The sequence below is a fragment of the Selenomonas sp. oral taxon 920 genome, assembly GCF_001717585.1.
Classification (GTDB): Bacteria; Bacillota; Negativicutes; order Selenomonadales; family Selenomonadaceae; genus Centipeda.
The window spans coordinates 1,758,941-1,778,687 of record NZ_CP017042.1; the positions used below are offsets into that span (position 1 = coordinate 1,758,941).

A 19,747-nucleotide genomic window follows, 5' to 3' on the forward strand; every position below is an offset into this window, starting at 1 on the left:
GTTACTCCTCCTCCGAAAGCCACGTCTTAACGAGGAGTGCGACCTCTTCGGGCTTGCTGTCGATGAGCGCGAGCAGCGCAAGTTTCTGGTTCATCTGCTGCTGCTCCTCCTCGGAGAGATCTTCTTCCTCGACCTCGCCTGCCGCGATTGCTGCGGCACGCTCCTCTGCAATGCGCTCCTCTTCGAGACGCCGTGCCTCTTCGGCTGCTTCGCGCTCGAGGCGTTTCTTGCGGCGGTACATAAGGATACCTGCGACAATGAGAGCGATGATGAGCAGGGCAAGTCCGACCTGCGTATAGAAGATGCGATCCTGACGATCCTTCTCCGCCTGCTCCTCTGCGGCACGGCGCTCTGCAGCCTCCGTGCTGAACGGCAGGGGTTCAACGGAAATCGTATCGCCGCGCTGCGGGTTGATGCCCGCCGCGCTGCTCACCGTACGCAGGATGCTCTCCTGCTGCGGCTGCGTCACATCGTCATTGACGAGAACGGCGACCGTCAGGCGGCGGATCGACCCCGGAGAGGCGATGACGTGCTGACGTTCCTCGTTGATCTCGTAGTTCTTTGTGGATTCCTTTTTCTCATACTCGGCATTCGCGTTTGTTTCCTGCTCCACGTAGCCCGGCACGTTGCTCTGTACGCCTGCAGGGCCGCCCGGATTCGTAGAGCTGCCGACGTAGCTCTCCGAGATGTCCTGCTGGCTGCGAATGATGCCGGAATCATCGACAACCGGTGTAAATGTCTGACGGTCGGTCAGGCGGTCATCAAAGTCGAGCTCCACGCTGACGCGTGCAAATGCGCGCCCCTCACCGAGCGTCTGATCGAGCAGGGATTGTACCTTCTTCTCGATGTTGTCCTGCACCTTGCGCGTCATATCGAGCTGCGTAAGCGTCTTGACGCCGAGGGAGTTCTCATCCTGATCGTCGGGATCGTTGAGGATCTTTCCCGTATCGTCGACAATCGTGATGTTCTCGGGAGTCAACCCCTTGACGCTGTGCGCCGCAAGGTTGACAATGCCCTTGATCTCCTTCTTCGTCAGCTCCGCATGCGGATTCAGCCGCAGCATGATGGATGCTGTTGCCGGCTTCTCCTCTTTCTTATAGAGGCTGTCCTCAGGCAGCACAATGTGAACGCGTGCCTTCTCGACGGCCTCGAGCTGTTCGATCGTACGCGTCAGTTCGCCCTGCAGGGCCTGCAGGTAGTTGACGCGGTTCTGGAATTCGGTGACACCGAGCTTGCTGTCATCGAAGATCTCAAAGCCCTTGTTTCCGCGCGGCAGCCCCTGTGTCGCGAGGTTGAGACGTGCCTCGTGGACATTCGCCGTCGGTACGAGGATTGTTGTACCCGTCTTGTTTTCCTGTACCTCATAGGCAATCTTCGACTCGCGCAGCTGGTTTGCGACCTCGCCTGCGTCCTTGGTCTCCATATCGGTAAACAGCGGCACCATATCAGGCTTGCTGCCATACCAAAAACTCAGACCAAAAATGAGGACGAGAATCGCGAGTGCTGAACCGAGCATGATGTAGCGCTGGCGCTTGTCAAAGCGTTTCCACAAGGCAAGACCGCGCTCTTTCCACTCTCCCATAATCTCTTTCCCTTCAAGTCATCACGGTTATGCAACGCCGCTCATGCGGCGTGCGAAAACGGCAGGCAATCCTTATACCTGCATCCGCATGATTTCCTGATAGGCAGACATGGCTCGATTGCGCAGCTGCAGTGTCAGCTGCAGTGCGATCTCCGCCTTCTGCCCGGCTACGATGACTTGAGAGACGTCCGAGATTTCGCCTGCAGCAAGCAGTTTGTTCTGCTCATCCGATGCAAGCTGAAGCTTGTTCACCTCGGAGAGGGCATCCTTCAGGTAGGTGCCAAAGCTCTTCGGCGGCTCTTTCTCGATGGTCTCGCCCAGATGACTGGTGGCGCGCATCGTAACGGGGGTCATTTGCAGTGCTTGTACTTCCATATACATTGATCTCCCTTACTGCCGTGCACAGAAATTAGCTGCCGCTGCCAATGCGAAGCGCTGCGGTCACCATGGATTTTGCCGCACTGATCGTCGTCGTATTCGCTTCGTAGGCACGGGAAGCCGAGATCATGTCAACCATCTCTGCGACGATGTTGACATTCGGCCGCTCCACATAGCCTTCTGCATTTGCATCCGGGTGTCCCGGCTCATAGACGAGAGGCCCCTGCGTGCGATCCTCCTGAATGGAGAGGGCGCGTACGCCATCGCCCGGACGCAGGCGGTTCGAGGCACGCGCAAGGAACGACTCAAAGCCGATGCCGGCGCCCTTTTCACGCGGCTGAAAGACCACATAGCGGCGGTGATATGCTCCTCCGCCCTGTGCGCGTGTGGTATTTGCGTTTGCGATATTATTGGAGATCACGTCCATGCGCAGGCGCTCTGCCGTGAGTCCGGAAGCCGCTGCGTCAATTCCCAAAAACATTCCCATATCGTGCCCCCCTATCAGCTCTGACCGCTATTGATGACACTCTTCAGCTTGCTGATGTGCCCTCCGAGCGCCGTGGCGACTGCGCTGTAATACAGTTGGTTCTTCGAGACCTCCGCCATCTCCACGTCAATGTCGACGTTGTTCCCATCCAGACGCATATTCGTCCGATCGTCCTGTTCAATCACAGCACGTGCCTTTCCGTGAAAGGGAATGGGGAAATGCCGGTCATGCGTACGCACAACCTTCATCAAAGGGTCGTTTCCCAGTCCCAATTCCTGTTTCAGCAAGTCCTCGAAGCGGACGTGGCTCCGCTTGAAGTACGGTGTGTTCACGTTGGCAATGTTGTTGCTGAGCACCTCATGCCGAAGTGCAGCCGCTGCCATTGCACGGCTGCCAATGTCAATCGTCGAGGTGTTTACCAGCTGCTCAAGCATGAAAAGTCACATTCCTTTCCCCGTATTTTATGCGCACAGGAAAAAACTGCACACAAAACAGATATATATTAGTTCTACATCCCCCAAAAAAATCCTTTTCATTCTAACATTTTTCATAAAAAAAATGAAGTATAGATTTTGGAATCGGTGCAAATTTTTAAAGGAAAGCTAATTAAGCGCGTGCCGATACAGCTTTATCGACGTGCAGACTCTTGACGAGAATGTCAATTTCGTGCACAACCATGCCCGTGATTCGCTCAATCTCCTTTTGCAGTTCAAGCCGCAGCGCTGCCATCGCCTCCGCAATCGCATGACCATAGGCGAAGACGATCTCTATCGAGACCACGATGCCCAGATCGTCATCCCCGTTCACGATATGCCTCACATGGGTTGCACCGACGCGGTACACTTCCTGCAGTTTCTCCGCGACAATATGCACAATACTCTTGATGACCGAGTCGTCGATGATGAGTTTGCCGTAGTAACTGAACACGGGGCGTACAATGGAACGCTCCCCAAGGCGCCGACGCTTGGACGAGGACGTTTTGAAGAAGCTTTTGATGGGATCGATCAGATAGCCGGAAAAATGCGGTTTAAGCTCAATACTCGGCACAGGAATGATGTGTTCCCCTTTTTTGAGCCGATGGTACTGCGCCAGCTCCATATCCTTCTTCGAGGCAATGTCTTCGATGCGGATGATCTTGCTCACGGGGCCAATTTTGAGTGCCTTGGCGATCTTCTGAACCATATTCTCCGAGGTGCCGAGGATGAGGATGCGGCGCGGGAGGGATTCGGCGATCGCCCTGCGTACATCGGAGGCATGTCCCGGCAAAACGAAGATTGCACGGCGCACCGCCATGATCCGATTCTTCTCTTTTTTTGCCGAATACCCTCCGATCACCTTTCCGTCCTTAATCAAAATCCCGTCGTCGATGATGGCATCTGCACCATTTTTTTGAGCAACCCATAGGGCGCGGTGGCTTTTGCCGGTACCGCTTGGACCGACAAGGGCGATAACGTCCATTGTGTTTCTCCTCTCATCTCACCGTTCTCCCGCGCTATGCCATAGCCTGTGACGGGCGGTAAAAATTCTCCGCATAGATGTCCTCGATGGTGAACTGTCCGATTGCATCCGGCTGCCGTCCCGCAAAGCCACGGTAATCCGAACCGCCCGAGACAAGAAGCCCGTGCTGCTGCGCAAGGCCCAGATAGTGCTGCGTATCCGCAAGGTCATAGGTCGGGTAAAACGCTTCGATTCCCCCGATTCCCTGCGCGATGAGGTGAGCCACCGTCGCCTCATCATCGAGTTCCTTTGGATTTGCGAGCACAGGAATCCCGCCTGCCCCTTTGATGAGCTCGATCACATCCTCGGGAACTAGCCGAAAATGCGGCACATAGGCAGGTTTTCCGCGCGTGAGCAGCTGATCGAAGCAGGCACGTATGGAGTCGAAGTACCCCTTCTTAACGAGGACGCGTGCCACATGGGATCGCCCCACCGCCTTGCACATCCCCTCGTCCGTCAGCACCTCGGTTTCGCCGATCTCATAGCCGAGCTTCTGCAGGAGTTCGACGATCTCCGTAAAGCGAGCCCAGCGCGCTTCGCTGATCTCCTCGAGTTTTTCCTGAAGGCCGGCATCGTAGATATCAATATTGTAGCCCAGAATATGCACTTCGTGCTGCGCATCGCCCGCCGTGAAGCCGACACCAGGGATGATGCGCAGGCTGCCGGAGGCATACCCGCTCTCATAGAGTGCCGTAACCCCCTCTACGCTGTCGTGATCTGTGATGGCAATGTAGCGCAGCCCTGCAGCCTTTGCGGCTTCCACGATCTCCTCCGGGGTATCCTTCCCATCGGAAAAGGTCGAATGGATATGCAAATCGCTTGGCATAGAATTCTCCTTATTCAGGAAATCACGAATCCATCAATTTTGTCCGTAATTCCTTAATCTTCTTCGCGGAGCAGCACACGCTCAATCGCTGCGATTCTGCCTCCGTCCCTCTCGATGTCTACAATGACGGCAGCGTATTCCGCAGCGCCCTCTGCCATTTCAAACCGCACGGGCATCCCCGTCCGAAACTTTTGAATGACGAGATCTTTGCGCACGCCCAGAATTGAGTCCGACGCGCCGACCATGCCGAGATCTGTGATGTATGCCGTGCCGCCCGGCAGAATCTGCTCGTCCGCCGTCTGCACATGCGTGTGTGTCCCGACCACAATCGCCGCGCGTCCGTCCAGATAGTGCCCCATCGCGAGCTTCTCCGAGGTCGTCTCTGCGTGAAAGTCCAGTACGACGACATCGGCACTCGTGCCGATGTCTGCGAGAATTTCATCCGCCTTTTGAAAGGGGCAGTCCAACGCGGGCATGAAAGAGCGCCCTGAGAGGTTCAGCACAGCAATGTTTGCCGCCTTGAACGGGAAGATACAGTATCCCTGCCCAGGCGTCCCCTCCGGATAGTTCGCAGGACGTACGAGAAAGGGCTCATCGTCGATGAAGGAAAAGACATCCTTCTTGTCCCAGACGTGGTTGCCCGCCGTCACAATGTCGGCACCGCCGGCGTATAGTTCATCCAGTGCCTTGCGCGTGAAGCCCTTGCCGCCCGCAGCATTCTCTCCGTTGACAATGACGACATCGATCTTTTTCTCCGATCGAAGCCGCGGCGTGATCGTGCGAAAAGCCCGTCGGCCTGCGCGTCCGACAACGTCACCGACCATCATGATGCGCACGATACGCCCTCCCATCTTCCTCACCGATTGTAGACAATGACCTGATCGCGCTCGCGAATGCCGACCAAGCGGTCACGCAGCGGAATCTCACGTACCGCCATAAGCATGCGCTCGAGTGTCTCATGCTGCAGCATGCGGAACTCCGCATCCAAGGCCTCTGCACCGTGCGGATCGACGAGCAGTGCCTCGCCAAAGCGCTCCGTCAGGAGCTGAACCGTAAGGCTCAGCTCACGCTCCGAGAGCTCATCCATCCGACGCGCGAGGTGAAGGATGGTAAGTTCATCGTGCTGCTCATAGGAAAAATCCATTGTGCTCGCCGCACTGCCCTCAATCACATGATAGGTCTCAATACTCTCGGCAAGAAATGCTGCAAACGCCGTAATCTCTTCCGAGGCAAACGGCGAACGAACGACGAAATCCATCGTCAGGAGCTCCTGATGGGGATCGTAGGAAACGGTCTCAATTTCGGGAAAGCATACAAGCACCGAGGCGAGCAGCTGCACGCCGGGACGCGTCTGCTCACTCCTGGAACGGGACGGACGGTGTGGCGCGAGTCTGCGCAGAAAATCAAACATAGCCGCATCCCTCATTCTTTCTACTCAACGCTGTCGACCCGTCCGAGGCCGAGCGCGTAAACAGCGTTGCGCCCCGTCTTCTTTGCCTGATAGAGTGCCTCATCCGCGTTCTTGAAGAGCTGAAGCTCGTTGTCCTTCTCCGGATCAAACGCTGCGACGCCGACACTCACCGTGATATTCTTCTCAAACGGCATCTCCGATGCCTCCACCGAGCGGCGGATGCGCTCACCAACCCTGCCCGCAACGGCGAGCGGTGCTCCCTGCAGTATGATGAAGAACTCATCGCCGCCCCAACGGCAGCCCGCATCCGAGCCGCGGATCGTATGCGAGATCGCACCTGCAACCGTCAAGAGGACCTTGTCCCCCATATCGTGTCCGTAGGTATCATTGACTCCCTTGAAGTGGTCAATGTCCATCAGGATGACCGAAAGGGGTGTCTTATGTTCCTGTGACTGCACCACGGCATCCTTCAGAAGGCGCTCCATCTCGCGGCGGTTCAGGAGGTTCGTCAGCGCGTCGCGGCTTGCGAGCTGCGTGAGGCGCTGATTTGCCGAGGACAGCTCTTCCTCCGAGACACGGATGAAGTGTGACATGAACGCAAGCATCTTCCGATTGTAGGAGAGATGCGCCACGCGCTTCGTCTGAAGCTGGATATTTTTGACGTAGCCTGGGTCTTCCTTCATGCCCACAAGCAGAACATTGAGGTTTGCCGTGATGATATGCCCGCTCACACGCCGAACCTCGCCAAACATAAAAGAGGTCGCGGAGGGACATCCTGCACAGGGTGACATCTCCGTCACAACGTCATCGCCAAGCAGGAGGTAATGTCCGATACACGCTGTCCCGAGAATTGCCTGCGGTGAGAACGCCGACATATCACGTGCATTCTCCGCTGCCTTCGAGAGGATGCCGTAAGGATCGCCGTAGGCAAGGCGGACCTTTGTTCCCTCCTGCAGGGGCAGACCAAAGGTCAGTTCCCCCGTTCCTTCCTCAATTCTGAGCGGGACACGCGCCGATATGGAGCCATCCGCCTCCTCGAAACAGAGCGGAAAAAGAGCGGCATCTACGCCGAAGTTGCCGTCGTCCTTGATGCCGAAATAGCGCTCGTAGATCTTGAGCGGAACACCCCCATCGAGTTCTTTGACCGTGTGCCCTTCGACGCGGGTCGCAGTGATCTCACGGCCGAGTGTGTTCCAGCCGAAATTACGGGTAACGAGAACCTCAAGCGTCTTCCCGCAGAAGGCAACAACGAGCATGCCGCGCGTGAGCACCACATCATCCGCAACGAGATAGCCGCAGGTATTCATAGAGGGTGCATCGACAAACGAGCCGAATACTTGAATACGCTCATCCAAAGGTGAGAAACTCTCAAACAAGTCGTCGACCTGATCCATCAGGCCGACGACGAGGAACTCGACAGCCTTCGTATGCGGATGCGCAGCGACGAAGTTCTCGAACTGCTCCTTCGCCTCTGACATGTGTTCGCTGACAACAAAAAAATCTGCCCGCGATGCCTCAAACACCGTAAAGGTCAGCATAATGCCGTCCGTATCAAGGCGCAGATCAGCCATCTTTAGGGCGCAGGTATGCACCAGAATTCGTGCATCGGGAAAGTATTCCCGCACGGCATCCCGCATTCGAAGTGCCTTGTCCAGAGGCATCTCACAGGGTGCAGTGATGGTGATGAGCAGAGACTCGATATGCGGAATCCGATCCAGTTTTTCCTTCGTCTGCTCCGCTTGGTGCTGGGCATCTGCGGTGCCGGAAACAATGTACGTCAGCTGCTGCATATGCCCTGGCCCTCCTTGCGAAATCCCTGCATCCTTCAGGGATTCCTAAAAATGAGGGAGCATGCCCCCTCTTCGATCCTTCAAAACAGCTTACTTTGCATAGTCGACGACGCGCGTCTCGCGAATGACCGTCGCCTTGATCTGCCCCGGATATTCGAGATCGCCCTCGATCTTCTTTACAATGTCGTGAACGAGAACGGCAGCACCTGCATCGTCCACCTTGTCCGGCTTCACCATGACGCGGATCTCGCGCCCTGCCTGAATGGCAAAGCATCGCTCCACGCCGTCGAATGACTCAGCAATCTCCTCGAGTGCCTTCAGCCGCTTGATGTAGGACTCGAGGCTCTCACGGCGCGCACCCGGGCGTGCGGCTGAAACTGCATCCGCAGCAGCCACGAGCACCGCCTCGATCGTCGTCGCCTCCTCATCGCCGTGATGAGAGCCAATGATGTTGATAACTTCCTTGGACTCACGATATTTGCGTGCAAGATCGGCGCCGACCGTCACGTGAGGTCCCTCGACCTCATGGCTGACCGCCTTGCCGATGTCGTGCAGAAGACCGCCGCGTTTGGCGAGCATGACATCACAGTCGAGCTCGGCCGCCATGAGCCCCGCCAGATGTGCAACCTCGATGGAATGTGCGAGCACGTTCTGACCGTAGCTCGTCCGATAGCGCATGCGTCCGAGGAGGCGCACAAGCTCCGGATGAATACCGTGAACCCCCGTCTCAAACGTCGCCTGCTCCCCCGCCTCCTTGATGCGCTGATCGACCTCACGCCGCGCCTTCTCGATCATCTCCTCGATCCGTGCGGGATGAATGCGTCCGTCCTGGATCAGCTTTTCGAGTGCAATGCGCGCGACCTCGCGCCGCACAGGGTCAAATCCGGAGAGGATGACCGCCTCCGGCGTATCGTCGATGATGAGATCAATGCCCGTCAAGGTCTCCAGTGTGCGGATGTTGCGCCCCTCGCGCCCAATGATGCGGCCCTTCATCTCGTCGTTCGGCAGGGCCACGACCGAGACTGTCGTCTCCGCTACGTGATCGGCCGCACAGCGCTGGATGGCAACGCTCAGAATCTCGCGTGCAGCCTTGTCCGCCTCGTCCTTCGTCTGCTGGATATACTCCTTGATCTTGCGCGCCTTCTCATGCTTCAGCTCCTCTTCTGCCTCTGCCATGAGAATCGTGCGCGCCTCCTCTGATGAAAGGCCGGACACGCGCTCGAGTTCCTGCTTCTGACTCTCGCAGAGCGCCGTGATCTCCGCCTGTGTCTTGTCGATCCGCGCCTCCTTGCGCTGGAGTCCCTCTTCCTTCTTTTCGATGGATTCGAGCTTGCGGTCGAGGTTCTCTTCCTTTTGTATCGCGCGTCGCTCGAGACGCTGAATCTCGCTGCGGCGTTCCTTCGTATCGCGTTCGAACTCCTGCCGCTGGCGCTGGATCTCTTCCTTCGCCTCGAGCAGGGCCTCCTTCTGCTTTGTCTCCGCTTTCTTTCCGGCCTCCTCGACAATGCGCTTTGCTTCTTCCTCGGCTGATCCTATCTGAGCCTCCGCCGTGCGCCTGCGCGCGACATAGCCCGCAGCAGCACCGACAGCAACGGCAATAATTACCATCAATATTTCAGTAAGAATAACGGCCACCTCCTATTGTTATAGTTCAAAATATCCTATAGAATGCTCTTATTCATTTTAATGTTTTTTGTCTATAGTGTCAAGAATTCTGTGCGCATCGTCACAGAGCACGCACAAGCGTTCCTCCTGTTCGCGTGCGTTTTATAACTTCTCTTCTATAGACAGAAGCACAGCCCCTCCGCTATAATGTATCCGGGGGGCATCGACGATCTGTATTTGCTCGGCGATTCCCTGTCTTTATGGGATGAGGAGGAAATATGAACAAGCAAAAATGGATGCATCGGGGCATTGCACTCGCACTTTCCGTAGCTGTGACGACTGGTATTATGGCGCCGCCTGTCGCCGAGGCAAACACGGAGCGCATCATCGGTGCAGTCATCGGCGGTGCCGTCGCCGCAAACGAAATGAACAAACAAATTAAGTACTACAACACAACCGAGGAGGGACGTCAGGCACTCTTTGCGGAGCTCCAAGAAAAATACGGCGTGTATTATCGCTGGGATTTGAACAGTCAGCTTGACCGCATCTTTACCAATCTCACGGCGGCAATCGGATCGATGGACGCGAGTATCTACGACCGCCCCTACAACTATTTCATCAACAGAGAGGACAGTTTTAACGCCTTCTGCACACTCGGACACAACATGAGCGTCAACGTAGGGCTTTACAGCTATCTGACAAACGAGGATGAAATTGCCGTCGTGCTCGCACACGAGATGGGGCATGGACAGAAGGATCACCCTGCCAAGGGCATGAAGCGCTCTCTCGGGCCTGCGGTTCTCGCCAGTGCGACGGGTACGGTACTCGGTGCCATCGCCGCAAACATCTGGAACGGGCAGGGTCTCACGAAGCCGATGGAGTGGGAGGCGGACAACCTCGCGTTCGAATATATTACGCGTTCTCCCTATAACCCCGGCGCAACCGCCGCCGTATGGCAGCGCGTCATCGACCTCTCGGGCAACAACGCCGCGAGCGCATTTGACATCATGTCCGGCGCTGCCGATCACCCGTCGAACGCCGCCCGTCGCGACAACTATGCAAAGAAGCTCACGGAGATGAGCGGCGGTAAGGTCACGGTTGAAGACGGCGTGGTTTACGTGAACAAGAAGAAACTCCTAACCCCCGCAGCAGCCGGCGGCATGAGCTCTGCCGAACGCTCCTACTTTGTCATGGGCAACCTTGCGGCAGCCTACAAGAACGGCCACGCCGCTTCTGCGGCGTATGCAGACGGACAGACTGTCATGCTCGGCGCACAGCCCATCATCAGCTGTACGAGCAACGATGCCGCCCCCTCCGAGATTGTCAGCCTGCTGAACCAAATAAAATAGTACTTCCATAATTGCATGAAAAATCCCGGGGTTCATTGCAGAGGGCAGTGAATCCCGGGGTTTTCTTATCTCCTCGGAAATCTGCGCAGCGCGCGCGGCTTCCCAAGGATCTCTGCGAGTACAATCGCCTGCTTCATCGTATTCGGTGTCAGCTGCGGAAGCACGACAGACGGCATTCGCGCGGCGTGCGGCAAAAGTGCAGGGACTGTTTGGACCTCCTCCGCAGCAAGACGTGCCGCACGCTCGTCGCGCTCGCGCGCACGCTTTGCACGCTGCGCCTCCTTGCGTGCCTCCTCCCACTTGCTGCGCAGCTCCTGTTCACGCAGCACCTCTGCATCGACCGTAACCTGTACATCGGAGGGAATCCCGCGCATCGGCGGTATTTCAAATGTCGCATTCTGAGCCGTGCGCTTCTTCGGGCGTGGGATGTCCTGCGGCACGGTCGGCGGCGGCACCTTCTTCTTGCCGCGCACGCGATCGTCAAAGACAGCAATCGCTACCGCAACAGCAATGACAATGAGGTATTCCATATAACTTCCCTCACTTTACGGGTGGTGCCGGATGCTTTTCGTCCACCTTTCCCGCCGCACTGATCGCCTGGCGCATATCGGTGTCGGACTGGATGTTGCTGAGCTGATAGTAGTCCATTACGCCGAGCTTGCCCTCGCGCAGTGCCTGCGCCATTGCATGCGGCACCTCTGCCTGCGCCTCGACAACCTTTGCCTCCATCTCCTGCGTATACGCCTTCATCTCCTGCTCACGCGCCACTGCCATCGCACGGCGTTCCTCTGCCTTTGCCTGTGCAATGCGCTTGTCCGCCTCCGCCTGATCGGTCTGGAGCTCCGCACCGATGTTGCGTCCGACATCGACATCCGCAATGTCGATGGAGAGAATCTCAAACGCCGTCCCCGCATCAAGTCCCTTGCCGAGCACGGTCTTGGAGATATCATCCGGATTCGCAAGTACGTCATTGTGACTCTGCGAGGAGCCAACCGTTGTGACAATACCCTCGCCGACACGCGCAATGATCGTCGGCTCACCTGCACCGCCGACGAGGCGGTCGATGTTTGCACGCACGGTAACGCGCGCCTTGATCTTGAGCTCGATGCCGTTCGCTGCAACCGCTGATACAATCGGGGTCTCGATGACCTTTGGATTGACGCTCATCTGCACTGCGTCAAGCACATCACGCCCGGCAAGATCAATTGCCGCCGCACGCTCAAACGGCAGTGCAATCTGCGCGCGATGTGACGCGATCAGCGCATCGACCACCTTGTCCACGTTGCCGCCGGCAAGATAATGTGCCTCGAGCTGATTGACACTCACGTCCAACCCTGCCTTGTTCGCCTTGATGAGCGGCAGTACGATGCGGCTCGGCGGAACACGGCGCAGACGCATGCCGATCAGCGAGACGATGCTGACCGAGACATTTGCAGAGATTGCGGACACCCAGAGTCCGAGCGGCACAAAATGTAAAAAAATAGATATTGCCAGAATGACGATAACAATGAGGAATGCTCCTCCAAACAGTGTTCCCATACGAACCTCCTTCAAATCTCCGTGAATCTCCGGCTATGCCTCACGTACAACGACGCGGCTGCCGTTCACGGACAGAACAACGATCTGCTTTCCCTTTTGAATAAAGGCACCCTCCGAGATCACATCCACGGGACGACCGTCGATGCGCGCCGTTCCCGAGGGACGCAGTTCCGTAAGCACCTCGCCCGATTTCCCTACGAGTTCGGCATGTTCCAGTGCACTGACATAGCCCTCCTCTGTACGCGAGCTCTTCTGCAGGACAATCTTGTTCCACAGCCTGCTGGACGGCAGCCGCGACACGATGAGGAGAAACAGAATGACGGAGATCACAAGGGCGATGCCGAGCGCCGCAAGTGCGCCAATATCGCCGCCAAGCGCGAGTACAATGCTGTAGAGCATCGCCGCAACGCCGAGCCCCGCGAGCAGCCCCACCGTCGGCAGCAGTATCTCCACGATGATCATCAGAACGCCGGCAAGAAAGACCGCGATGTGATAGAGCTCTACAAGTCCACGCGTGTATTGGCTTCCCCAGAACACCGCCGCTGCGACAATGCCGAGCAGGACGCCCACGCCGAGTCCGCCCGTCTTAATCTCCACCATGACGGAGAGAAACATAACGGCAAGCAGCAGCACTTGCAGAACACCATTATCTACAATTAGGTTCACAAGATCCCTCCTTTATGTTTTTATTGTATCATATTGCCTGCCGTTTGTGTAGCAATGTAAATTCTAATAATCTGCTTGCGCTTTTCATTTGTCACTTGTATAATCAGAATCCCCCTATCGGCAAAGGCGGCTTGCTTCTTCACCTCTCCGGCTCCATAAGCGGGAGGTGGTGCAATATGAGTTATTACGAGTTCGTTTGCACTAGTCAACAAAAACTGGACACAAAAACCTAAAAATTAGTCATTAGAATTGAGATACTGTACATATTCATCGAAGATGTGATACACAGAATATCCATGACCTCCATTCAAAGGACACGTATCAAGGAGCCGCACCTTCGTGCTTTGGCGCGAACTGCTCCCGATACTGCTTCGGCGTAAGGTATCCAAGGGCATATGCAGGGCGCTCCGCGTTGAAGAAGCGAATGTAGTCGGATACCTGAGCGGGGACATTCTCCGGCGAAGTAATATGGAAATCTGTAAAGAGTTCGGCCTTGATCCAACCATTAATCGCCTCCATCGCGGCATTGTCTGTCGGTGTGCCGGCTCTGGACATTGACCTGACAATGTTGTACATGGGCAGGAGTTCGTTGTAGCTCTTGGATGCGTAAACAGAGCCTTGATCGCTGTGCAGGATGAGCTTCTGATTCGGATACTGCTTCTTGAACGCAAGCACGTCCTGCAAGCCGTCGAGGTAGGTCATGCGATCGCCGCGCTTGGATGAGAGCGCGTGGGCAATGAGCTCGTCATTCCACAAATCCATATATAGTGTGAGCTCGTAGTATGTGCGCTCCACATAAAAAGCGGTCATATCACTCACCACACATTCCATGGGGCCGGTGATGTTGATTCCTGCAAGCAACAAGTTCGGATAGGTTCTGGACGGATCGCCCTCCTTCTTGTAGCTGTAATGTTTGCAAAGGCTCTTGATCCCTGCGATCTTACAGCATTTATGGGCATAGGGATCGGAAAATACGATTCCTTTGTCCAATCGGATCTTGGCATTCAGCCAGCGGTAGCCATGGGAGGGAAAGCGCCCATGGTATTCCTGAAACAATCCGATGCTCTGCACAAGCCGTTTCTTCTGTTCGGGTGGATGTTCCACGCTCTTCTTCCAGTTGTAGAAGCTGCTGCGTGGGATTCCGGTCTTTGTACAGAGCAGCCGGATGGGGAACTGTCCGGAAAGCTCCATGACTACTTGGTATTCTTCCTGCCGATAGGAATGAACGTCTTTTCCGCACCAACTCCTTCCACCAGATAACCTTTTTTTAAGCGTGCCTCTGTGATCCTTGCCATAACGAGGGCGTCGATGAGTTCTTCTTTCGTCATGGACTGGAGATCTTCCAGGCCGGTGGGAACTGGTATGGATTTGGTCTTGGCAAGACCCAAGCAGCTGCGCACACCCCTTTTCGGCGGGAGCTGGTTGGCATCCCGGTAGTGGCGCATGTAATCCCGTGCGGTCTGCTCGCTGATCCCATATTCTTCTGCTGCTTCATATCTCGTAAGCTCGCCGTCGTAGATCCGACGGCCTATGTCCAAACGTTGCTCCTTGGTGTACTTCACGTGGCAACCTCCTGTCTGCATCGGGAGATAGGCTGTCCGCTGCCTGTCATCCTGTGTACAGGATACTGCAAACAGTGTCCATTTTCTACCCCCTCTGTGTCCAGTTTTAGTTTACCACTTCACGTTTTTGTTTTAGTTCTCGTCACTGGCTACATTATCAGCATAAAAAAGAAATAACCGCCCTACTTTGACACGGTAAGCGGTTATTCCTGTCTTTCTGTGAAGAAGACTCCGCCTTATAGGGGTTCTTCTCTTTGTGTCTTTATCATAGCAGATACAGTATGTTTTTGCGAGTTTTTACAAACGCCGATATCCGCAGGATAAATGTATACCCATAGATGCAAGAAACGAGTGCGTTAGTATGATATACTGAACGCACTCGTTGTGTTTCTAAGTAAATGGTCGGAACGACGAGATTTGAACTCACGACCTCTTCCACCCCAAGGAAGCGCTCTACCAAGCTGAGCTACGTCCCGAACAAAAGGTATTATAGCGATTTTTCCACATCTTGTCAATCCCTTTGCGTCATCTGCTTCATGAGACGGAGCGCTCCAATCTCGACGCCCGTCTCACGCGCCACCTGCTCAATCGTGCGTCCTGCACGCAGGAGTGCACGTGCCTTGATGATCGCCTCATCCTCCTGTGCGGGTTCTGCTTCTGCTTCCGTCATCATGGGCGGCTGCGGGGGCGACGGCACACGCGGCGGAGGTGCGGGCATTGCTGCTGCAGACTGACTGCGCACAGGCTGAAGCACAGGTGCGGGAGTCTGCGGATGTTCCGACTGCACTGCTGCGCGCGCTGTCGGCGGGGGCGGTACAAAGGACTGCGCTGCAGGCTCTGCTGCGGCGCGTGCATGCTCCCGTAAAATGGACTGATGAAGAACAGCCGCAAACTCATCGCCGTCCGTACGACGTGCCTCCTGTACGGGTACCATAGGAGGCACAGGTTCCGGCGAACGCATGACAGGAGGAGCCGGCGGTGTTTGACCAAGGTCACGCAGGCGTCGTTCAAGTTCTTCGATACGCTGCCGGAGCGCCCACTCGAGACGCTGTCCATCCGCCACGCGCGTCTCGAGACGCACACACCGATCATCCGCCTCGCGCAGGAGCCCCTCGAGCTTGGTCACATGAGAGCCGAGCCGCTTAATGATGGTATCGGCGGATTGCTGCAATTCCTTTTTCAGCTTCTCGATGGATTCCGCAAGATCTTCGTCCGCCTCATCACTGCGCTGTCTCCGATGGAGAACGTACCGTACGATAAGCAGCAGGACAGCACCGAGGATGATGAGTGCACCCAGAATTTCGGTAACAGAAATAATAACAGGACGCCTCCCTTATCCACATCTACTGCGTTGATCAAAAACTGATGTCGAGATGAACGCCGCGGTTGGGATCCGCAGCGAGACGCTGCAGAAGTTCTGCACCACGATCCTCCGCACCGTCCCGTCGGCGGCCCTCGCCGCCGCGACCGCCGCCCTGCCGCCGCTCGCGCTCCGGATCATCCTTCACGCGTGTATCCTCACTGGCCTGCTCCTTCGCACGCACCTGTTGGCGTGCGAGTTCTGCATCCTGCTTCTGTCGAACGGACTCAAAACTCTGCTGGATATTGACCTGATTCTGCATATTGCTTTGGACGTTCCCTGCCTCATTGGACTGCGGGAACATCATCTGCATGCTGATTGGCGTGACATTCATGACGGCACCTGCCTCTCCTCAAAAGATTCCTGTAACAATCTGCCCGTCGAGCATTTGGAGTCGTGCGTGTTTAAGTTCCTCTTCCACGGACTTTTTCACCCCGTTGATCGTGATGTTGACACCGGGAAAGATCGTATCCGAGGCAGCAATGGAACCACGCTTCATCTCTTCCAGTTCAGACTCCATCTCCTCGAGTTTTTCCTTCATCTTCTTGATTTCACCGGCGAGAGGGAACTGTGCATGCGTCAGCTCGGCAAGCTGCTCGCGCCGACGCTCGGAGAGGCTCATGAGCGGCTGCTTCTTGAGCGTTTCCAGAGAGAGGCGGATCTCCGTCAAGCGTTTGACATTTGCCTGATATTCTTTGCCCAGCGTATCGTACCGATATTTAAGGTTCGGGTCGACACCGACGCTGAGGTTGGTCTGTACATAGAAGTTGTTGCCCAGAACCTTGGCACGGATGGACTCGCCCGCACCGACCTTCCCGCCGGTGATAAAGCCCCGCCGTCCCTCAACGCGGATATGATGCCCCGCACGCATCTCAGAGTGCAGAACGACATCGTTGACATAGATATCGCGCCCCGCAACAATGTTTGCATTCTCTACGAAGGAAATGCTGATGTCCTCCTCCGCATTGATTTTGCCGACGTTCATGCCGCGAATGCCGCCGTGCACAATGACATTACGCCCCGTCACCTCGGCACCGCCGATCATGCCCTTGATCTCGACATCACCGTCAGCCTTGACCGTAAAGCCGCTCTCCACATCGCCCCTGATCTCGACGCTGCCGGCAAAGTCAACATTCCCCGTCCCGACATCGACGCTCGAGTCAATCACGAGATGCGGATCCACACTGATCTTCTTTCCGTCGTCTACGATCTGACCGTCAATGAGTGACACGAGTTCATGCTCATTGACAACTCTTGTATTCTTCCCCTGCGGCAATGCAGCAGGTTTTCCCGGCTTTGCAGGCACCTCTTCACCGAATACATTTTTCCCCGGCACACCGGCGGTCTCGGGGATGCGTACAGCAAGCACGTCGCCGATGTTCGCGCGGATAAAGATGTTCATGTCCTTGTAGTCCACGCGGTCGTACGCGCGTTCAGCAGGCCGTCCCTTTGCCCCCATATCGAATTTCTTTTCGATACGTGCATCCGTTCCCGCCTCGGGAGCGGTTCCGCGTGCCGCCATAAACGGTGTCAGACGTGCGACACCGCGCCCGATGGCATCACGGTCAATGCCATAGACGACCTTCTTTGCAGCGAGTGCATCGAGCACATCGGAGACATCGGGCGGCACATTGCCGCGGTTGTCATCAAACCGCACGGCAGCTGTCATTGCGTCGTTTGCGATTTCAATGCTAAAGGGAATGATTGCATTCTCGCCGTCATCCTCCGGTGCCGCGTCGAGCTTTGCCTCAAATCCGTCCGCAGCACGGACAAGACGTGCCAGTTGAAGTTTGTCGTAATCCTTGACACCCTCCTCTGCAAGACGACTCTTGAGTGTCGTCAAATCAATCGCAGGGGTATCCTTGCTTCCCGGGTAGACGGTCAGATAATTGCCGTCCGCCTTGACCACAAGCTGAAACCCTTCGTGTATGCCTCCAATAGTGCGCTCCACAACATCACTTCCGATCCTTCAAAATTGCGCCTTTATTATAACTCTTTCCCCCAGTTTACAACACATCAAGCTTCGTCGTTCATACGCGCGAGTGAGCCGCGCATACGAAAGATTGCCTTCGTATGAAGCTGCGAGATCCGTGCCTCCGAGAGGTGCAGGATCGCCGCAATTTCTTTGAGGGTCATCTCATCGTAGTAGTACAGCGCAACGACCGTACGCTCCTTCTCGGGAAGTTTCTCAATCGCTGCGGCGAGGGTTTCCTTGACCTCCGTCCACTCCGCGTGCTCCACGGGACCGTCCTCCATCGAGGCCGGAGTATCCGTGCGCAGATACTCCTCGAGAGGAATGATGGTCGCGGCGCTGACCTGTCCCTCGAGATGGTGCAAACCCTCGAGCGTGAGATCGAGCTCCTCGGCCAGTTCCTCGTCGCTTGCCGTGCGCCCAAGCTCTCCTTCAAGGCGTGCAACCGCCTTCTCATATTTTTTGATGTTCTGACGGACGCTGACCGGAATCCAGTCCTTTGCACGCAGATGATCGAGCATTGCACCGCGGACACGCACGCCGGCATAGGTCTCAAACTTGTTGCCGCGCGCTAGTTCATAGCGCTCAATGGCATCCAAGAGTCCAAAGAAGCCGCTGCTCAGAAGATCCTCCCGATCGACATGCTGCGGAAGACTGATGGCAATCCGACCGGCAACGAGACGAACGAGCGGCAGATAATGCTCGGCGATACGGTTGCGTATATCCACGGTCTTTTCCGTTTCATATGCCCGCCACAGCGCTTCAATATCCTCTGCCGTCTGCTCCGCCATCTGCATCATCTCCTCTCAGTTCCGTTGAATCCCTCAGGCGGGTGCCGGAGCTCCCTCATCCCCCTCTGCCGGCGGTGTTTTCATATGAATAAAAGAGTCCTCAGAGAGCGGCTGAAAGTTCGTCGGCTCAGCAAATTCCTCTGCAGCTTTCGTCCCCCCATTCTCTACCGCATCGAAGTCGATATCATCTTCTTCATAATGCGGCGGCTGCATATCCTCAAAGAGCTCTGCCGGATACTTGTCAAAAAAAGCCCAGCCCTTTGCTTCGAGGATGTATGTCACGAGATAGGTGAATGCACCGGCGCAGAGGAATGCGATGAGGCTGCGAAGAAACGCCGTCGCCACGCGTGCATCGCCGAACATTCCCGTCAGAAAAACAACGAGCGCAGCGATCACCGCGAACATCAGAGCCATACCGAGTTTGAACATATTTTCACCTTACTCCCTATATCGTTTTATCTCCCTTGCTGACGGTTTTCACCGTATAGGTACCATCGTTCAGGTCAATCGAAACTGTACGCCCGTAGTTGAGCCCGGTATCCTCCGCAATGAGGCGGATCCCATGCTGCGCGAGAAGCTCCTTTGCTGCCTGTGCATTGCGTTCGCCGACGCGCATGACACTCGTCGTGTTGGAGAATGCAAACATCTGCGCACCGCCCGCAATCTTTGCCACGAGACGCGATTTGACGGCACCGAGTTTCAGAACATCCGCGAGCATGAGCGGAAATCCCGTGTCGATGAATTTGGCGGGCGTGTCCGAGGGCCGCGCCTGTTTGCTGTCCGGCAGCATGTAGTGGAGCAGCCCACCCACTTTTGCCGTGGGATCGTAGAGGGAAAGTCCGATGCAGGAGCCCAATCCATAGCTGATGAGTGTGGATGGAGCTGCGCCGACTTTGTAGTCGGCCATACCGACTTTTATCAAATCCGGCATA

The 19,747-nt window shown here is 56.0% G+C and carries 21 protein-coding genes, 1 tRNA gene and 1 pseudogene; 1 reads left to right on the forward strand and 22 read right to left on the reverse strand.

What is annotated here, in order from left to right:
• Position 1: 1 nt before the first annotated feature.
• From fliF to rny, 10 genes are all read right to left on the reverse strand, one after another.
• A complete protein-coding gene (gene fliF / locus BCS37_RS08425; RefSeq protein ID WP_069181031.1) occupies positions 2-1,582 on the reverse strand; it encodes a flagellar basal-body MS-ring/collar protein FliF in 1,581 nt (526 codons plus the stop codon).
• Between the two features lie 72 nt (positions 1,583-1,654).
• Complete coding sequence (gene fliE, locus BCS37_RS08430; protein ID WP_069181032.1) at positions 1,655-1,957, reverse strand: flagellar hook-basal body complex protein FliE; 303 nt, start codon at positions 1,955-1,957, stop codon at positions 1,655-1,657.
• Between the two features lie 34 nt (positions 1,958-1,991).
• Positions 1,992-2,447 carry a flagellar basal body rod protein FlgC gene (flgC, locus tag BCS37_RS08435; RefSeq protein ID WP_069181033.1) on the reverse strand — a complete coding sequence of 152 codons (456 nt, stop codon included), beginning with the start codon at positions 2,445-2,447 and terminating at the stop codon, positions 1,992-1,994.
• Between the two features lie 14 nt (positions 2,448-2,461).
• Positions 2,462-2,881 (reverse strand): flagellar basal body rod protein FlgB, encoded by a 420-nt coding sequence (gene flgB, locus BCS37_RS08440; RefSeq protein WP_069181034.1) that lies wholly within the window; start codon positions 2,879-2,881, stop codon positions 2,462-2,464.
• A 172-nt stretch (positions 2,882-3,053) separates the two neighbouring features.
• A complete protein-coding gene (locus tag BCS37_RS08445) occupies positions 3,054-3,905 on the reverse strand; it encodes an Asp23/Gls24 family envelope stress response protein (protein WP_069181035.1) in 852 nt (283 codons plus the stop codon).
• Positions 3,906-3,939: 34 nt separating this feature from the next.
• The gene (locus BCS37_RS08450) at positions 3,940-4,770 is read right to left on the reverse strand and encodes a PHP domain-containing protein (RefSeq protein ID WP_069181036.1); all 831 of its coding nucleotides are present in this window, start codon (positions 4,768-4,770) and stop codon (positions 3,940-3,942) included.
• Positions 4,771-4,823: 53 nt separating this feature from the next.
• Positions 4,824-5,606, reverse strand: coding sequence for a TIGR00282 family metallophosphoesterase (locus BCS37_RS08455; RefSeq protein WP_069181578.1), 783 nt, complete (start codon positions 5,604-5,606; stop codon positions 4,824-4,826).
• 20 nt (positions 5,607-5,626) lie between these two features.
• Positions 5,627-6,181, reverse strand: coding sequence for a hypothetical protein (locus BCS37_RS08460; protein ID WP_069181037.1), 555 nt, complete (start codon positions 6,179-6,181; stop codon positions 5,627-5,629).
• Positions 6,182-6,201: 20 nt separating this feature from the next.
• Positions 6,202-7,971, reverse strand: a complete 1,770-nt coding sequence (locus tag BCS37_RS08465) for a sensor domain-containing diguanylate cyclase (protein ID WP_069181038.1) — start codon at positions 7,969-7,971, stop codon at positions 6,202-6,204.
• Between the two features lie 90 nt (positions 7,972-8,061).
• Positions 8,062-9,579, reverse strand: a complete 1,518-nt coding sequence (rny, locus tag BCS37_RS08470) for a ribonuclease Y (RefSeq protein ID WP_237142702.1) — start codon at positions 9,577-9,579, stop codon at positions 8,062-8,064.
• A 275-nt stretch (positions 9,580-9,854) separates the two neighbouring features.
• Here rny and BCS37_RS08475 point away from each other — a divergent pair, with 275 nt between their 5' ends.
• Positions 9,855-10,925 carry a M48 family metallopeptidase gene (locus tag BCS37_RS08475; protein ID WP_069181040.1) on the forward strand — a complete coding sequence of 357 codons (1,071 nt, stop codon included), beginning with the start codon at positions 9,855-9,857 and terminating at the stop codon, positions 10,923-10,925.
• 65 nt (positions 10,926-10,990) lie between these two features.
• Here BCS37_RS08475 and BCS37_RS08480 read toward each other — a convergent pair whose 3' ends face one another.
• The 12 genes and pseudogenes from BCS37_RS08480 to BCS37_RS08535 all read right to left on the reverse strand — a co-directional run bounded on the left by BCS37_RS08480 (position 10,991) and on the right by BCS37_RS08535 (position 19,746).
• Positions 10,991-11,455, reverse strand: coding sequence for a hypothetical protein (locus tag BCS37_RS08480; protein ID WP_069181041.1), 465 nt, complete (start codon positions 11,453-11,455; stop codon positions 10,991-10,993).
• 10 nt (positions 11,456-11,465) lie between these two features.
• Positions 11,466-12,464: a flotillin-like protein FloA gene (gene floA, locus BCS37_RS08485; protein ID WP_069181042.1), complete on the reverse strand. Its 999-nt coding sequence runs from the start codon at positions 12,462-12,464 to the stop codon at positions 11,466-11,468.
• A gap of 33 nt (positions 12,465-12,497) precedes the next feature.
• On the reverse strand, positions 12,498-13,130 hold the full coding sequence (locus BCS37_RS08490) for an NfeD family protein (protein WP_069181043.1): 633 nt from the start codon (positions 13,128-13,130) through the stop codon (positions 12,498-12,500).
• Between the two features lie 321 nt (positions 13,131-13,451).
• Positions 13,452-14,360, reverse strand: a pseudogene (locus BCS37_RS08495) (IS3 family transposase); the annotation flags it as partial.
• Positions 14,324-14,692, reverse strand: a complete 369-nt coding sequence (locus BCS37_RS08500) for a hypothetical protein (RefSeq protein WP_006696607.1) — start codon at positions 14,690-14,692, stop codon at positions 14,324-14,326. The pseudogene BCS37_RS08495 and the gene BCS37_RS08500, both read right to left, overlap by 37 nt.
• A gap of 399 nt (positions 14,693-15,091) precedes the next feature.
• Positions 15,092-15,168, reverse strand: a tRNA-Pro gene (locus tag BCS37_RS08505).
• A 35-nt stretch (positions 15,169-15,203) separates the two neighbouring features.
• The gene (locus tag BCS37_RS08510) at positions 15,204-15,959 is read right to left on the reverse strand and encodes a hypothetical protein (RefSeq protein WP_069181044.1); all 756 of its coding nucleotides are present in this window, start codon (positions 15,957-15,959) and stop codon (positions 15,204-15,206) included.
• Between the two features lie 88 nt (positions 15,960-16,047).
• The gene (locus tag BCS37_RS08515) at positions 16,048-16,386 is read right to left on the reverse strand and encodes a hypothetical protein (protein WP_069181045.1); all 339 of its coding nucleotides are present in this window, start codon (positions 16,384-16,386) and stop codon (positions 16,048-16,050) included.
• Between the two features lie 18 nt (positions 16,387-16,404).
• Entirely contained in the window at positions 16,405-18,003 is a 1,599-nt protein-coding gene (locus BCS37_RS08520) for a DUF342 domain-containing protein (protein WP_069181046.1), read from the reverse strand.
• Between the two features lie 65 nt (positions 18,004-18,068).
• Positions 18,069-18,824, reverse strand: a complete 756-nt coding sequence (locus BCS37_RS08525) for a FliA/WhiG family RNA polymerase sigma factor (RefSeq protein ID WP_442983873.1) — start codon at positions 18,822-18,824, stop codon at positions 18,069-18,071.
• 24 nt (positions 18,825-18,848) lie between these two features.
• On the reverse strand, positions 18,849-19,244 hold the full coding sequence (locus BCS37_RS08530; RefSeq protein ID WP_069181048.1) for a hypothetical protein: 396 nt from the start codon (positions 19,242-19,244) through the stop codon (positions 18,849-18,851).
• A 16-nt stretch (positions 19,245-19,260) separates the two neighbouring features.
• Positions 19,261-19,746 carry a chemotaxis protein CheD gene (locus tag BCS37_RS08535; RefSeq protein ID WP_069181049.1) on the reverse strand — a complete coding sequence of 162 codons (486 nt, stop codon included), beginning with the start codon at positions 19,744-19,746 and terminating at the stop codon, positions 19,261-19,263.
• Position 19,747 lies beyond the last annotated feature (1 nt).

What these genes read in the sequence shown, in the direction of transcription:
- fliF (WP_069181031.1), bottom strand. Translation starts at nt 1,582, where the DNA reads ATGGGAGAGTGGAAAGAGCGCGGTCTTGCCTTGTGGAAACGCTTTGAC.
- fliE (WP_069181032.1), bottom strand. Translation starts at nt 1,957, where the DNA reads ATGGAAGTACAAGCACTGCAAATGACCCCCGTTACGATGCGCGCCACC.
- flgC (WP_069181033.1), bottom strand. Translation starts at nt 2,447, where the DNA reads ATGGGAATGTTTTTGGGAATTGACGCAGCGGCTTCCGGACTCACGGCA.
- flgB (WP_069181034.1), bottom strand. Translation starts at nt 2,881, where the DNA reads ATGCTTGAGCAGCTGGTAAACACCTCGACGATTGACATTGGCAGCCGT.
- BCS37_RS08445 (WP_069181035.1), bottom strand. Translation starts at nt 3,905, where the DNA reads ATGGACGTTATCGCCCTTGTCGGTCCAAGCGGTACCGGCAAAAGCCAC.
- BCS37_RS08450 (WP_069181036.1), bottom strand. Translation starts at nt 4,770, where the DNA reads ATGCCAAGCGATTTGCATATCCATTCGACCTTTTCCGATGGGAAGGAT.
- BCS37_RS08460 (WP_069181037.1), bottom strand. Translation starts at nt 6,181, where the DNA reads ATGTTTGATTTTCTGCGCAGACTCGCGCCACACCGTCCGTCCCGTTCC.
- BCS37_RS08465 (WP_069181038.1), bottom strand. Translation starts at nt 7,971, where the DNA reads ATGCAGCAGCTGACGTACATTGTTTCCGGCACCGCAGATGCCCAGCAC.
- rny (WP_237142702.1), bottom strand. Translation starts at nt 9,579, where the DNA reads ATGGTAATTATTGCCGTTGCTGTCGGTGCTGCTGCGGGCTATGTCGCG.
- BCS37_RS08475 (WP_069181040.1), top strand. Translation starts at nt 9,855, where the DNA reads ATGAACAAGCAAAAATGGATGCATCGGGGCATTGCACTCGCACTTTCC.
- BCS37_RS08480 (WP_069181041.1), bottom strand. Translation starts at nt 11,455, where the DNA reads ATGGAATACCTCATTGTCATTGCTGTTGCGGTAGCGATTGCTGTCTTT.
- floA (WP_069181042.1), bottom strand. Translation starts at nt 12,464, where the DNA reads ATGGGAACACTGTTTGGAGGAGCATTCCTCATTGTTATCGTCATTCTG.
- BCS37_RS08515 (WP_069181045.1), bottom strand. Translation starts at nt 16,386, where the DNA reads ATGAATGTCACGCCAATCAGCATGCAGATGATGTTCCCGCAGTCCAAT.
- BCS37_RS08525 (WP_442983873.1), bottom strand. Translation starts at nt 18,824, where the DNA reads ATGATGCAGATGGCGGAGCAGACGGCAGAGGATATTGAAGCGCTGTGG.
- BCS37_RS08530 (WP_069181048.1), bottom strand. Translation starts at nt 19,244, where the DNA reads ATGTTCAAACTCGGTATGGCTCTGATGTTCGCGGTGATCGCTGCGCTC.
- BCS37_RS08535 (WP_069181049.1), bottom strand. Translation starts at nt 19,746, where the DNA reads ATGCCGGATTTGATAAAAGTCGGTATGGCCGACTACAAAGTCGGCGCA.